Below are 14,921 nucleotides of genomic sequence, written 5' to 3' on the forward strand. Positions count from 1 at the left end.
TGCGGCTTTTCAATTCAAGCATTATTGCTTGTTGTCTTCGCTGTCTAAGAAGCTCTTCAAGCGGTCGCTGCGGGTTGGGTGACGCAGTTTGCGCAGGGCTTTGGCTTCGATTTGGCGGATACGCTCGCGCGTGACGTCAAATTGTTTGCCTACTTCTTCCAGCGTGTGGTCGGTGTTCATGTCGATACCGAAGCGCATACGCAACACTTTGGCTTCACGTGGGGTCAGGCTTTCCAGCACTTCTTTGGTCACTTCGTGCAGGCTGGAATACATGGCCGCATCGGCTGGTGCCACGTTGTTGGCATCTTCGATGAAATCGCCCAAGTGTGAATCATCATCGTCGCCGATTGGGGTTTCCATCGAAATCGGCTCTTTGGCGATTTTCATAATTTTGCGGATTTTGTCTTCCGGCATTTCCATCAGCTCGGCCAATTTGGCTGAATCCGGTTCTTCACCGGTTTCTTGCAGATATTGGCGCGAAATGCGGTTCATCTTGTTGATGGTTTCAATCATGTGCACCGGAATGCGGATGGTGCGCGCTTGGTCGGCAATCGAGCGGGTAATCGCCTGACGAATCCACCAAGTGGCGTAGGTCGAGAATTTGTAGCCGCGACGGTATTCGAATTTATCCACGGCTTTCATCAGGCCGATGTTGCCTTCTTGAATCAAATCAAGGAATTGCAAGCCACGGTTGGTGTATTTCTTGGCAATCGAAATCACCAAACGCAAGTTGGCCTGAATTATTTCCTGCTTGGCTGCAGCGGTTTCGCGCTCGCTGGCAACCATGTTTTTATTGATTTCTTTCAATTCTTCAATCGAGATTTGCGTTTCTTTCTGCATATCGGAAAGCGCAGTTTGTTTCTCGATGATGGCATGGCGGAAGCGGTCGAGTGCATCGCTCCATACGCGGCCTTTGGCGACTTCTTCTTCTACCCAATTCAAGTCGGTGATATTCGGCAGGAAGTTGTTGATGAAGTATTCGCGATCCATGTGTACGCGGTCTAAGCAGATGTCGCGGATTTCGCGCTCGAGCTTACGGATTTGGTCAACACGGCCACGCAGGTTGTTGCTCAGGTTTTCGATTTGACGGGTCGAGAAGCGCACTTCCAACAATTTGTTGGCGATGGCATCGCGATGGGTTAAATAAGCCGGATGCTGGCTGTGATGCTTGGCCAATTGCGCGGTCATTTCGGCGTAATCGGCTTCGATTTGGGCGAAATGCTCCAAGACTTTTTGTTTCAGCTCTTCCAAATTGGCAGCGGTCATGCTTTCGGCATCGGCTGCGCTATCATCGTCGCTGTCGTCTTCTTCATCGTCATCGCTGTCTTCATCATCATCGTTGTTTGTGGTGTCGTCAGAAGCATTGCTTTCCAAATGACCCAAGCCCAATTCGTTCAGCAAGACTTCATTCGGGTCGATAATGGCTTCAACTACTTCATCGACGCGGATTTCTTCGTTGCGGATTTGGTCAATCAAGGCCAAGATTTCTGCGACCGAACCCGGGCAGGCAGAAATGGCTTGAACCATGTTTTTAAACGCATTTTCGATTTTTTTGGCGATGATGATTTCGTCTTCGCGTGTCAGCAGGTCAACCTGCCCCATTTCACGCATGTACATACGCACAGGGTCGGTGGTGCGACCGAACTCGGAATCTGCGCTGGAGAGTGCCGCTTCGGCTTCTTCAACGGCATCATCATCGGTAATGGTAGCGGCATTGTCGCTGAGCAGAATGTCTTCGGCATCAGGTGCTTGTTCGGTAACTTGGATGCCCAAGCCGGTAATCATGTTGACGATGTTGTCGATTTGGTCGGCATCAGACATATCGTCCGGCAGGGCATCGTTGATTTCCGCATAGGTAATGTAGCCGCGCTCTTTACCCATGATGATGAGCTGTCGCAGACGAGTACGTTGCTCTTCTACGGTTAACGGACGGTTATCATCTTGATCTTGGTATTCTTCGTGATTTTTAGACATAGATATCTCGTTGTTTAGTGAAAAATGCCAACGGTTTGCCGCAAGGCCGGCACCTGAGGGCGAAGCAGCGCATATCATCGGGATATTCGCGCTGAGGCCGTCTGAAACTTTAAGAAAACGGGCGTTCTGCGCTTAATTGGTTCGCAGCATGGGACAATGTTTTCAGACGGCCTAAGAAGGAATTCAGAGTTAATTTGCTTTTGACATCAATAACGATACCAAAAGTTTCTTTTCATAATCATTCAAACCATTTTGCAGGTTTTTTTGTTTGAGTGATTCAATTTGGCTGTATTTTAACTCATTTAACAGCTTTTTCATGCCGATTTTGAAATTCTCGCATTCGGCTTGGTAGGCTTCTTCGTTGTCTTCCGCCACTTCGTCATCGGCATGACGGGTTGATTGGAAGATTTGGTTTAACGCAGCTTCATAGGGGGAGCCGCGCATATGCTCTAAAATCTGTGCGCTGCTGGGCGGCTGGGCAAAGCTTTTGATGGTCTCGGCCAGGTTGGCTAAGCAGGCAAAATCCCCTTCCAGCGCGAGGTATTCGGGCAAGTCTATATATGCAGCCCAATTCGGATTTATCAAGAGGCTGCGGATTTGTCGCTGCACCAAAGTGAGCATCGCCGGCTGCTTGAAGGTTTCCTGCGGCAGCTTGTAGCTTTTTTGCTTCACATGGCGCTTGGGGGCTTCTTGGCCGAGCAGTTGCGCCAGATTGGCCGAATCGATGCCGACCAATTCACTGAGTGTTTGTTTCAATAAAAAGTTCAGCGCAGGCGCGGTGATTTGCGCCAACAGCGGCGAGGCGGTTTTCACCAATTCTGCCTTGCCTTCCTGCGTATTCAGGTTGAGGCCGTCTGAAAGGTGTTGCCAAAAATATTCCGACAAAGGCTTGCTTTGATTGAGCAGGGCATCTTCAAATTGGGTTTTGCCAAACGCGCGGATGTAGCTGTCGGGGTCGTGTTCTTCGGGCAGAAACAGAAAATGCAGCGATTTATCGTCTTTTAATTGTGGCAGGGCATTTTCCAGCGCGCGCCACGCGGCTTTTTTACCGGCGGCATCGCCGTCGAAGCAGAAATAAATGCTGTCGGCCTGCCGCATCAAGATTTTCACATGGTCGGCCGTGGTGGAGGTGCCGAGCGATGCTACGCCGTAGCCGATGCCGAATTGCGCCAAAGCGACCACGTCCATATAGCCTTCGACGACTAAGATTCGACCGGCTTCTTTAATCGCCGCACGGCCTTCGTATAAACCATAAAGGTTGCGGCCTTTGTCAAACAAAGGCGTATCGGGCGAGTTGAGGTATTTCGGTTTGGAATCGTCCAACACGCGCCCACCGAAGCCGATAACCTGACCGCGTTGGTCGCGAATCGGAAACATAATGCGGTGGCGGAAACGGTCGTAATGCTTGCCTTCGTTGTCGATGACCATGCCGCTGTCGACCAAAGCGGTATTGGGGTAGGGCTGGAACACTTGCGCCAATGGCTGCCAACCGTCGGGCGCGTAGCCTAAGCCGTAGTGGGCGATGATTTCTGCACTCAAGCCGCGTCCGGCCAAATAATCCTGCGCCGGTTTTTGAAATTTAAGCTGTTGCGCATAAAACGAAGCGGCGGAAGCGGTGGTTTCTTCTAGGGTTTGCTGCTTTTTCTTGCGCTCGGCACGCACTTCGGGATTGTCGTTTTGCCCGCGCACTTTCGGCACGGTCATGCCCACACGGTCGGCCAGATACTGCACTGCTTCGGTAAACGACAAACCCTGATATTCCATGATAAAACCGATGGCCGAACCGTGCGCCCCGCAACCGAAACAGTGGTAAAACTGCTTGCTCGGGCTCACCGAAAACGACGGCGATTTTTCTTTGTGAAACGGACAACACGCCATATAGTTGGCGCCGCCTTTTTTCAGCGGTACCTGTTCGTCGATAATATCTACGATATCGACTTTGGCGAGAAGTTCGTCTATGAAATCGGAAGGAATCATGGATTAGGGCGATTCATGCGTTTAATAACAGGGAGATAGGCCGTCTGAAAAAATTCAGACGGCCTTTGGTCTTTATTCAGCGGTTAGGGCGGCTTTTAGGATTTTATTGACTTCGCCCATATCGGCTTTACCGGCAAGCTGGGTTTTCAATACGCTCATCACTTTGCCCATATCAGCCATGCCGGTGGCGCCGGTCATGGTAATGACGGTATCGACGGCAGTTTTGATTTCTTCTTCGCTCATCATTTGCGGCAGATAGCGGTTGAGTACTTCGATTTCGTCGATTTCTTTTTGTGCCAAATCGTAGCGGTCGGCTTCGGCGTAGATTTTGGCGCTGTCTTTACGCTGTTTGACCATTTTGGTCAGAATGGCGATGACTTTTTCATCATCGGCTTCGACGCGTTCATCGACTTCGTATTGTTTGACAGCGGCATTAATCAGGCGGATGGTGCTTAAAGACAATTGGTCTTTGGCTTTCATCGCGGTTTTCATGTCTTCGGTAAGCTGGGTTTTCAGGCTCATGATGGACTCCGTGGGGTTGCAGACGACCTAGGTAATGACAGCATTATAATGAATTTATAAAGGCAAAAACACCGTAGGGCATTCGGCCTTACGGTGTGTCTTGCTCAATACAGGATTGCGCCCGTATTAGTACATTTTAGGAGGCAGTTGTTGGCTGCGCAGGCGTTTTTGCAAGCGTTTGGCAGCAGCTGCTTTTTTGCGTTTGCGTTCGGTAGTTGGTTTTTCGTAAGCTTCACGGGCACGCAGTTCAGTCAACAGACCGGTTTTTTCTACGGCGCGTTTGAAACGACGCATGGCAACTTCAAATGGTTCATTCTCTTTTACACGGATTGCAGGCATTTTATTTCCTTCAAAATTCTTTAAGTTTATGGCAGTCTGAAAAGATTTGATTTGGGTTCAGACGGCCTTATCAATAGGGTTTTGTTTGTATCGCTGGTGCTTAAAACAAGCTGGCGGGATACGCGCCGTGATGTGAACATCACCTCCTAACAAGTCGGCTTGGTGCCGGATAGGGGTCTTTTCTCTGGGTAAAAGACCGGAAACAATTTTGCGATTATCTTATAAATTGCTTTTATGTGTCAAGTTTGGTGCAGGCGTTTTAATGGGGATTGTGTCATTTTGGAATGGATAATATTGGATATATTTGAAAAAGGCCGTCTGAAAATTTTCAGACGGCCTTACATTCGCCTAACAAGTGCAATTCCCAATAACAGAAAAGGCCAGTATGCGGTAGTATACTGCCTTTCCTGACAAGAAAGATTGCAATATGGCCTACACACAACTGACCTCACACCAAAGATACTACATTTCCAGACATTACCGCAACCTACCCCTAAACCAAATCGCACAGAACATCGGTTGTCATCCCACCACCGTCTGCCGGGAAATCAGACGGCATTCCGTCAACGGAACCTACTGTTACCGAAAAGCACAACAGCAAAGCGAAGTTAAAAAGAAAAACAAAAAGCCAACCAAACTGACTACTGCCGTCAAACAGACTGTTAACAAACTGATTACCCAAAAATACAGCCCCGAACAAGTCTGCGGCTACCTGCTGAAACATCAACACATCAAACTGCACCACAGCACCCTTTACCGCTATCTCGCCAAAGACCGTCAAAACGGCGACGACCTGTACACCCATCTGCGTATCGTTTCCAAACCCTACCGCAGAAAATACGGCAGCGGTGCATGGACAAAAGGCAGCGTACCGGACAGAACCGACATTGAACACAGACCTGCCATTGTCGATCAAAAAGAGCGGGTCGGCGATTTCGAGATGGACACCATTGTCGGTAAAGATCAAAAAAGCGGACTGGTGGTTGCTATTGAAAGAAAAACCAAATTTGTCGTTATCCGCAAAATCAGCAATTTCAAAGCAGAAGATGTAGCCCGGGTAGTGATTCGGGCATTGAAGCCGTTTAAAGATATCATTCAAACGATTACTTTGGATAACGGTAAAGAGTTTTACCGACATAAAACCTTTGCCAAAGCCCTGGGTGCGGAAACTTACTTCTGCCGTCCATACCATTCTTGGGAAAAAGGCTTGGTGGAGAATACCAACGGGCTGATCAGACAATACTTCCCAAAGGGGACGGATTTTAGGAAACTGGGTGCTAAAAAGATTAAAGCGGTTGAGGAGGCCCTTAACCGCCGACCGAGAAAGACATTGGACTATGAGACACCGGGTGATCTGTTTTCAGCAGCCCTTGCCAATGGCATTTGAGCGTTGCACTTGAAATGCGAATGTAAGGGCCTAAAGATGCCTTCAAACGTTTAGCCACGAATCACTTTACGCACATGCGGAATGGCGTGTAGCTTGTGGATGATTTGGTTGACCTGAGCCAAATCTTTGGCCTTGATGATGAAGCCAAATTCGACAAAGCCTTCGCTGCCGGCTCGGTTGGACGACGGGGTGTTGACCGATTCGATGTCGGCACCAGAGCTGGAAATGGCTTGCGCCATTTGCGCTAACAGGCCGTGGGTGTCTTCCGATTGGATGTTGAGGCTGAGACGGTAGCTTTGATTGTTGAGACTGTCCCAATCGGCATCGAGTTGCTGCTCGGGGTCGGATTTGAGCAACACGCTACAGGTGTCGCGGTGGATAATCATGCCTTTGCCTTGCACCAATAGGGCGCGGACGGCATCGCCTGCGACAGGATGGCAGCATTCAGCCAAATGCACGCGACCGGTTTCTTGGCCATTGACTTTGATCGGGCTGAGTTTGACTTCGCTGCCGAAGTGTTGGCCGGCGAGCTCGGCAATGTGCATGGCCACAGAAACAGGCTGGGTATTGCCCATGCCGACGTTGTATAACACTTCTTCAAACGAGGTTTTTTTGTCGCTCAAATCGTTTAAATATTTTTCTTTGAGGTCGTCTGAAATCAATACATCTTTCGGCAACAGGCTCGACAGGGCTTTTTGCAGCAGGTTTTCACCTAATACAATCGCATCATGGCGATTCATGGTTTTAATGTATTGGCGGATGGCGCTGCGGGCGCGGCTGGACATGGCGAAATTGAGCCATGCCGGATTCGGTTTGGCATGTTCGGACGTGATGATTTCGACCGAATCACCGGTTTTCAGCTTGGTGCGCAAAGGCATCATGGTGTTGTTGATGCGCGCGGCCACGGTTTTGTGACCGATGTCGGTGTGCACGGCATAAGCGAAGTCAATCGGGGTTGAACCTTTCGGCAGGGTCAGGATTCTGCCTTTCGGGGTCAGGATATAGACTTCGTTCGGGAATAGGTCAACTTTGACGTGTTCCAAAAATTCAATCGCATTGGCGCTGCTGGCCTGTAAATCGAGAATGCTTTTCAGCCATTGATTGGTGTGCAACATGGCTTGGTCGATGGTGTTTTCGCCCGATTTGTAGATCCAGTGGCCGGCCACGCCGCCTTCGGCGACGGCATCCATTTCGTGGGTGCGGATTTGCACTTCAATCGGCAAGCCGTAAGGGCCGACCAGCGTGGTGTGCAGGCTTTGATAGCCATTGCTTTTTGGGATGGCGATGTAGTCTTTGAAACGGCCGGGTTTGGGTTTGTAGAGATTGTGCAACGCACCCAATGCAGCGTAACAAGCCGGTACGCTGTTGACGATGACGCGGAAGGCGTAAATGTCCATCACATCGGCAAAGCGAAGTTTCTTTTGCAGCATTTTTTGGTGAATGCTGTAAAGGTTTTTCTCGCGGCCTTTGATTTTGGCTTCAATGTTGGCATCAACCAAGCGGTGGCCGAATGCGCGCAATACTTTACCGACTACATCACGGCGGTTTTTACGGCTGTTGTCCATCGCTTTTTGCAGCGTTTCATAGCGCTTTGGATGCAGGTTTTGGAACGATAAATCTTGCAATTCCTGATAGGCATTGTTTAAGCCGATGCGGTTGGCGATTTGGGCGTAGATGTCGAGCGTTTCTCTGGCGATGCGGCGGCGTTTTTCTGGGCGCATCGAGCCGAGTGTGCGCATATTGTGCAGGCGGTCGGAAAGCTTGATGATGATGACGCGCACGTCTTTGGTCATGGCGAGAATCAGCTTGCGGAAGCTCTCGGCCTGATGTTCTTCATGGTCTTCGAATTTGAGTTTTTCCAGCTTGGATAAGCCATCTACCATTTCGGCGATGGTGTCGCCGAATTCCGCTGCCATTTCGACTTTGGATACGCCGGTATCTTCCAAAACATCGTGCATCACACCGGCACACAAGCCTTGCACGTCCATGTGCCAAACGGCCAATTGGGTGGCCACGGCAATCGGATGGGTGATGTAAGGTTCGCCGCTTTTGCGGGTTTGGCCGTCGTGGGCGTGAAAAGCGTAGGCTACGGCTTTTTCGAGCTGTGCCTGTTCTTTTTTGCTGAGATAAGATGCCGTTTTAAAGAGTAAGTCTCGGGCTTCGGCTGTCAGCGCATCGTAGGGAGCGGTAGGTAGGGGTGCGGGCATGTTCAGACGGCCTCTCTCGGGTTGGATAACTAGATGGTGGGGACGTTATCAGTTGATTCAAGAAGCGGTAAATATTATCGGCAGGCAGATGCGCAATCAAACGCATGGCTTGCCATATTGTTATGTCAAAGTTAAGTGGGCAAACAACCGCGCATAAGGGCGCGGTTGAATGGTTGCATAAGCCTTAGCGGCAGCGCATGTATTATTTATTGCGAGACAGCAATTCAACGCCGATTTGGCCGGCGGCTACTTCGCGCAATGCGGTCACAGTCGGTTTGTTGTTGCGGATGTCGTCAACCAAAGGTTGGTTGCCGTTTTCCAATTGGCGCGCGCGGCGGGCGGCAACTAAGGTCAAATCGAAGTGGTTAGGGATTTTTGGGGTGCAGTCTTCGGTGGTGATACGAGCCATATTGCTTGCTTTCTTTCAAAAAAATAAATCGGATAGCGTATTTTCGCTGTTTTTTAAGAATTTTCCAACAGATTTGTGAGAAAACCTTGCTGGGCAGATTTTTTCAGACGGCCTGACTTAATAATATGCAGTAAATCGGCTTCGGCAACATCTAGGTCTTCATTGACGACAATATAATCAAAATCAGAGGCTTGTTCGATTTCATGGCGCGCTTCGGCCAAGCGGGTGGCGATGACTTCTTCGCTGTCGGTAGCGCGGCCTTTCAGACGGCCTGCCAAGATGTCAAACGACGGTGGCAGGATAAAAATACCGATAGATTCCGGCAGCGCACGGCGCACTTGTTCGGCTCCTTGCACATCGATTTCCAAAATCACATCAAAGCCTTGCTCGCTCAATTGGTTGACCGCAGCGATGCTGGTGCCGTAGTAATTGCCGAACACATTGGCGTGTTCCAAAAAGGCTTTTTGTGCGATTAAAGATTCAAATTCTTCTTTGGGAACAAAATGATAATGCACGCCATGCTGCTCGCCTTCGCGTGGCTGGCGGGTGGTGTGGGAAACCGATACGCGTAAATCGCTGTTGTTTTTCAACAGGCGTGAAACCAAGGTAGTTTTGCCGGTGCCTGAAGCGGCAGAGATGATGAAAATATTGCCTTTTTTATTGTGTTGCATGATGTTTTGCCATGGGATATTTTCAAGAAATTATAACACAATGCCTGCCGGATTTGGTTGTTCAGACGGTCTCAACATCGACAGCATAAATTTGTTACAATATGATGTTAAAAATATTCAATCTTGGAAGATTAAGCATGTTGATTCATCCTGACGTGATGGGCGTTGATGCCTTGGCGGAAAAAATCCGCAAAATTGAAAACTGGCCACAAAAAGGCATTTTATTTCATGATATTACGCCGGTTTTGCAAAGTGCGGAGTATTTCCGTTTGCTGGTGGATTTGTTGGTTTACCGCTATATGGGGAATAAAATCGACGTAGTGGCCGGCTTGGATGCACGCGGTTTCATCATCGGTGCGGCTTTGGCCTATCAATTGAATGTGGGTTTTGTGCCGATTCGCAAAAAAGGCAAATTACCGTTTGATACCGTATCGCAAAGCTATGCCTTGGAATACGGCGAAGCCACGGTGGAAATTCACACTGATGCGATTAAATCCGGCGCACGCGTGTTGCTGGTGGATGATTTGGTGGCAACCGGTGGCACCATGTTGGCGGGTGTGGAATTGATTCGCAAGCTTGGCGGCGAGGTGATTGAAGCGGCGGCGATTTTGGAATTTACCGATTTAACCGGCGGTAAGAAAATCCGCGATGCCGGTGTGCCGCTGTTTACATTGTGTCAAAACGAAGGCTGCATGTAATCGATATCAACCAGCAAAAGGCCGTCTGAAAAAGCGTATGGCTGTTCAGACGGCCTTGCTATTGTGGTATTCAGGCCGGCAAAAAATGTAAATATCAGTTTGCAATTCGGATATTTGGCATAAATCATTTAGAATGCTGCAACCATATCGATAATAAATCATATATTAGGACCTGATGAAGAAGGACGACAACATGAATTTGCAACGCACCTTTACCCTGTCGCTGAGCGTAATGGCATTGGCTGTGTTGGCTGCCTGCGCTTCGCAAAGCAGTAAACCGACTGTGACCCGCGAATCACGTGTCGAAAGCCAATCGCCGGCATCGATTCCGTCACGCCGTGCCGACAGCCAATCGAAAATTTTATCCGATTTCAGCCAATATGAAAGCTCATTGAACGCCGCCAAGCGCGGTGATGATGCTTGGGCGCAGCAATATTTGGCGCAAGCAGGTAACAGCGCCATGGCGGAAACCGTGCGCAATGAGTGGCTGAAAAGTTTGGGTTCACGCGGCCAATGGTCGGTGTTTCAACAAGAATACAAAAAATTAGAAGCGGCCGGTCGTGCGCAAGAAGTGGAATGTTATGCCGATTTGAGCAGCGGCAATTATGCCAAAGCCGCTGATTTGGTGCGTGAAACCGCACGTTTGCCACAAGGCTGTACCCGTTTGGTCGAAGCAGCGGCGGCTTCAGGCCGTCTGAAAGTCGATGATGCATGGCGTCGTGTCCGCGGCTTGTTGAGCAACAATCAAATCACCGATGCGCGTAATTTGGCTGCATCATTGGGCAGCCCGTTTGATACGGGTGCGCAAGGTTCGCAAGAATACCGTTTGCTGTCGGTAATCGGAAAAGAAGCGCGTAAATCGCCTTCTGCTGCTGCCAGCTTATCGGCCATGGAAGGCAGCTTGAGCCGCGCGCAAAGCAGCTTTGCTTGGGGCGTGTTGGGGCAACATCAGGCTTACAGCCAAAATATGTCAACCGCTTTGAGCTACTACGGCCGCGTTGCTGACCGCAAACAATTGACCGATGAACAATTGGAATGGTATGCCCGCGCCGCATTGCGTTTGCAGCGTTGGAGCGAATTGGCGAGCGTGATTCAAGACATGCCGACCAAGCTGCAGCAATCGCCGACTTGGCAATATTGGTTGGCACGCAGCTATGCCGCACAAGGCAACAGCTCACGCGCCAAATCATTGTATGAACAAGCCGCTGCTTCCGGCCGCAATTTCTACGCCGTGTTGGCAACCGAAGAACTCGGCCGCCGCATCAACACCAAAAACAATGTCGGTAATGCCAGCCGCAGCGATGTCAGCCGTATGGCGAAAGACGGTGCCATCAACCGTGCTTTGACTTTGTTTAAAACCAGCCAAGCCAACGGCGACAGCAAAATGCGCCGTCAGGCACAGGCGGAATGGCGCTATGCCACACGCGGTTTCAACGAAGACAATCTGCTTACCGCCGCCCAAGTGGCTTATGACAACCAGTTTTACGACATGGCCATCAACACCGCCGACCGCACCGATAATAAGCTGAATTACAATTTGCGCTATTTGTCGCCATTTAAAGATACCACCGTGCGTTACGCCAACCAAGTGGGCGTTGATCCGGCTTGGGTGTATGGCTTGATCCGCCAAGAAAGTCGTTTTGTAATGGGCGCGCAATCGCATGTCGGTGCACAAGGTTTGATGCAGGTAATGCCGGCCACCGCCCGCGAAATCGCCGGTAAAATCGGCATGAGCAGCAGCGAACTCTACACCATGGACGGCAACATCCGCATGGGTACATGGTATATGGCCGATGCCCGTCGCCGTTTGCAGAATAACGAAGTATTGGCAACCGCCGGTTACAACGCCGGCCCGAGCCGCGCACGCAGATGGCAGGCTTCAACGCCATTGGAAGGCGCGATTTACGCCGAAACCATTCCGTTTACCGAAACGCGCGATTATGTGAAAAAAGTGATGACCAATGCGACTTACTATGCGTCATTGTTTAATGAGCCGCAAACTTCACTGAAACGCCGTATGGGCACGATTCCTGCACGTTATTAATGCTGTAGATTCAGTATGAACAAAGGCCGTCTGAAACATTCAGACGGCCTTTGTGTTATTTATCGGCTTCGGAAATTAAATTATGTTGTATGGCATAAACAGCGGCTTGCACGCGGCTGCTCAAATTGAGTTTTTTCAAGATGCTTTGTACATAAGCTTTAATAGTCGATTCGGCCAAATTTAACTGTCTGGCAATGACTTTATTACTGTGGCCGATGGCGAGATATTTTAGGGTTTCCAATTCGCGCGGGGTCAATGATTTAAGTGCATTGGGCGTGTTTTCCTGCGCCGGATTGATGAGTGACTGCACCAAATGTGCGGTCATTTCAGGGGAAAACACGCTGTCGCCGTTGGCGGCTTTGACGATGGCGTTGATGAGAAAATCAGCATCGATGTTTTTCAGCAAAAAGCCTTGTGCGCCCAGTTTCATACATTCGATTAAATCATCGCTGTCTTCCGATACAGTAAGCATTACCACCTTTTGCGACGGATTGCTGCTGAGAATCTGGCCGAGCGCTTCGCGGCCGTTCATCACCGGCATATCTAAATCTAACAACACCACATCGGGGTGAACTTGTTCAACCAGTTTTACGCCGCTCAAACCATCTTCGGCTTCACCGATTATTTCAAAATCCGCTTCGCCCAACACGGATTTGATGCCGCGTCGAAACAGCGTGTGATCGTCAATCAAAACAATGCTTGTACTCATTCTAAAATTCTTTCTTTTTTTGGTAGTAGCAGTGAAATTTTTGTATGGCCGGGTTGAGAGCTTACATTTAAATCGGCGTGAATGCGTTGCGCGCGCTCAAACATAATATTCAGCCCGACGTGGCCGTTTTCGGCAAAATCATTTAAATCGGCGGTATCAAAACCACAGCCGTTGTCTTCAATTTTCATTTCAAAATCGTCTTGATTATGAAACGAAACGTGTACCCGCGTTGCCTGTGCATGTTTACGGATATTCGACAGGCTTTCTTGCAAAATGAAGATAAACTGCAATTGCTGCTCGGAGGTCAACAGCGGGCCGTTGTCCTGCCAGTCGGTAACGGTGTCTATTTGTGTTTGCTGTCGGAAGCGGGCAATCAAACGTTCAACCGCATCGTTGAATTCATTATGGGTGATCTTGGTGCGGAAGTTTAATAATAATTCGCGCACATCCTCATAGCATTCCTGCACGCCTTCTTTGATGAATTGCAGTTTTTCATTGACCTTGGCATCTTGGTTTAAACCAGATTTTTCCAAAGCTTTGTCGAGCATTTGGATTTGCAGGTTTAAAAAGGTCAGGGTTTGGGCGATGCTGTCGTGCAGCCCTTGTGCAATCAGATTGCGCTCTTGCAAGACGGCCAATTGGCGGTTTTCAATGCCCAAGCGTAAATTGCTCACGGTGATGCCCAATTGTTGGCACAGCGATTCGAGCAAATGATCGTCGCCGTTGTCTGCGCCGGCATGATTGAAATACAGCGTCATCATGCCCAAATCCACACCGTTGCTGCTGATTTTGAACACGCGCAAAAAGTGAAAACCCGATTGGCTGCACAAGGGCTCGGTCAATTGGTGGTTTTTAGGCGGTGTTTTGTAGAAGTTGACGGTTTGGTGGCCGGGTTGGTTGACCGCTTCGCCGCAGGTGCATTCTTCCAATTTGCGGCAGGCTTCGGCGGTTTGCAGGTTTTCGGGCAAGCCGGAATGCGCAATCAAATCCATGCGTTTGCGTTGGAAATCAATTAAGCGGATGCTGCCTGCTTGAGCCGGAACCATGTCCATAATTTTATTGAGAAACCCTTCAGCAGCTTCGGCCACGGTGGGGGCTTGGCTCAATAAATGGCTGAAATAATAGAGCGTTTCCAGCGTATGGTTTTTCTGGGCTAAATCATGGGTTTTATCGGCGACCTGCTGCTCTAAGTTTTGGTATAGGTTGTGTAGGCGAGTACTCATTTGGTTGAAGCCGTGATCGACTTCGGCAAATTCAGTCACGTTTTCAATTGGCACTTGTTTGCCGAATTGGCCGTCGTGAATGGCAGTTACGCCATTTTGCAGGTGGGTCAGCGGCAGGATAATCCAGCGATACAGCAGCAAAACCATAATGATTGAGCTGATGCAGACCATGCCAAGCAGCATTAATTGGAAAATGCGTAATTTATTGATGTATTGGTTGTTGACGATTTCAATCGATTTAGCCAGCGTATCGATGGATTGGATAAACGGCGGGATTTTACTGCGATCGAAAGCCAAGCGCTCGGCCGAAATGGTTTGAAACCACGGTTTGATGTCGTGAATCCAAGTGTGTTTTAAAGTGGCCAGATTGGCTTGCACATCTTCATCATCAGGCAAGAACAGTGGACGCTCAGGCACGCCGTTGCTTAAATCAGCAAGGGTTTGGTCGAAGTCTTCAATGTAATGGTTGATTTCCGATTGCGGCGCATGGCTGTTGAGTAGCAAGCTCAAACGGTAGGTTTGCATGCGTAGGCTGCCGGTGTCGTTGATGGCGGCGGCTCCGCCTTCCAAGCGCCAAGATAAAATCAGTGTCAAAACAATTGAAGCTGCGGCGGCAATCAGCCACAGCAGCGTTAACAGTTTCAAGCGGGTGGAAAGGCGTTGGGGCAGCATATTAATACTCAAATCACAAACTTTTTAACATCTTAATCTAACTATATTAACAGGTTCAGACGGCCTTGCATAAGGCCGTCTGAAAACCA

At 49.4% G+C, this 14,921-nt stretch carries 12 protein-coding genes; 3 read left to right on the plus strand and 9 right to left on the minus strand.

Annotated elements, in window-relative coordinates; all coding sequences use genetic code 11:
• Positions 1-21: 21 nt before the first annotated feature.
• The 4 genes from rpoD to rpsU all read right to left on the minus strand — a co-directional run bounded on the left by rpoD (position 22) and on the right by rpsU (position 4,812).
• Positions 22-1,980: an RNA polymerase sigma factor RpoD gene (rpoD, locus tag GJV52_RS08910; RefSeq protein ID WP_100564555.1), complete on the minus strand. Its 1,959-nt coding sequence runs from the start codon at positions 1,978-1,980 to the stop codon at positions 22-24.
• Positions 1,981-2,163: 183 nt separating this feature from the next.
• The gene (gene dnaG, locus GJV52_RS08915; RefSeq protein WP_100564552.1) at positions 2,164-3,951 is read right to left on the minus strand and encodes a DNA primase; all 1,788 of its coding nucleotides are present in this window, start codon (positions 3,949-3,951) and stop codon (positions 2,164-2,166) included.
• A 72-nt stretch (positions 3,952-4,023) separates the two neighbouring features.
• Complete coding sequence (locus GJV52_RS08920; protein ID WP_095503702.1) at positions 4,024-4,473, minus strand: GatB/YqeY domain-containing protein; 450 nt, start codon at positions 4,471-4,473, stop codon at positions 4,024-4,026.
• A 126-nt stretch (positions 4,474-4,599) separates the two neighbouring features.
• Positions 4,600-4,812: a 30S ribosomal protein S21 gene (gene rpsU, locus GJV52_RS08925; protein ID WP_003680926.1), complete on the minus strand. Its 213-nt coding sequence runs from the start codon at positions 4,810-4,812 to the stop codon at positions 4,600-4,602.
• Between the two features lie 427 nt (positions 4,813-5,239).
• Here rpsU and GJV52_RS08930 point away from each other — a divergent pair, with 427 nt between their 5' ends.
• Positions 5,240-6,199, plus strand: coding sequence for an IS30 family transposase (locus GJV52_RS08930; RefSeq protein WP_154212888.1), 960 nt, complete (start codon positions 5,240-5,242; stop codon positions 6,197-6,199).
• Positions 6,200-6,249: 50 nt separating this feature from the next.
• Here GJV52_RS08930 and GJV52_RS08935 read toward each other — a convergent pair whose 3' ends face one another.
• The 3 genes from GJV52_RS08935 to gmk form a co-directional block, all read right to left on the minus strand.
• Complete coding sequence (locus GJV52_RS08935) at positions 6,250-8,406, minus strand: RelA/SpoT family protein (RefSeq protein ID WP_100563930.1); 2,157 nt, start codon at positions 8,404-8,406, stop codon at positions 6,250-6,252.
• Between the two features lie 202 nt (positions 8,407-8,608).
• Positions 8,609-8,815 (minus strand): DNA-directed RNA polymerase subunit omega, encoded by a 207-nt coding sequence (gene rpoZ / locus GJV52_RS08940; RefSeq protein WP_095502195.1) that lies wholly within the window; start codon positions 8,813-8,815, stop codon positions 8,609-8,611.
• A 53-nt stretch (positions 8,816-8,868) separates the two neighbouring features.
• A complete protein-coding gene (gmk, locus tag GJV52_RS08945) occupies positions 8,869-9,486 on the minus strand; it encodes a guanylate kinase (RefSeq protein WP_095502194.1) in 618 nt (205 codons plus the stop codon).
• Positions 9,487-9,587: 101 nt separating this feature from the next.
• Between gmk and GJV52_RS08950 the strand changes: the two genes are divergently transcribed.
• Entirely contained in the window at positions 9,588-10,184 is a 597-nt protein-coding gene (locus tag GJV52_RS08950) for an adenine phosphoribosyltransferase (RefSeq protein ID WP_369832068.1), read from the plus strand.
• A gap of 193 nt (positions 10,185-10,377) precedes the next feature.
• A complete protein-coding gene (locus tag GJV52_RS08955; RefSeq protein WP_100563934.1) occupies positions 10,378-12,228 on the plus strand; it encodes a lytic transglycosylase domain-containing protein in 1,851 nt (616 codons plus the stop codon).
• A gap of 55 nt (positions 12,229-12,283) precedes the next feature.
• Here the strand turns inward: GJV52_RS08955 and GJV52_RS08960 are convergent, their stop codons facing one another.
• Together GJV52_RS08960 and GJV52_RS08965 are read right to left on the minus strand one after the other, a co-directional pair.
• Positions 12,284-12,937, minus strand: coding sequence for a response regulator (locus tag GJV52_RS08960; RefSeq protein ID WP_095502191.1), 654 nt, complete (start codon positions 12,935-12,937; stop codon positions 12,284-12,286).
• Positions 12,934-14,832 carry a type IV pili methyl-accepting chemotaxis transducer N-terminal domain-containing protein gene (locus GJV52_RS08965; RefSeq protein ID WP_100563936.1) on the minus strand — a complete coding sequence of 633 codons (1,899 nt, stop codon included), beginning with the start codon at positions 14,830-14,832 and terminating at the stop codon, positions 12,934-12,936. The genes GJV52_RS08960 and GJV52_RS08965 overlap by 4 nt, the downstream gene beginning before the upstream one ends.
• Between the last annotated feature and the right edge of the window lie 89 nt (positions 14,833-14,921).

This window comes from Neisseria brasiliensis (assembly GCF_009671065.1).
Lineage (GTDB): Bacteria > Pseudomonadota > Gammaproteobacteria > Burkholderiales > Neisseriaceae > Neisseria > Neisseria brasiliensis.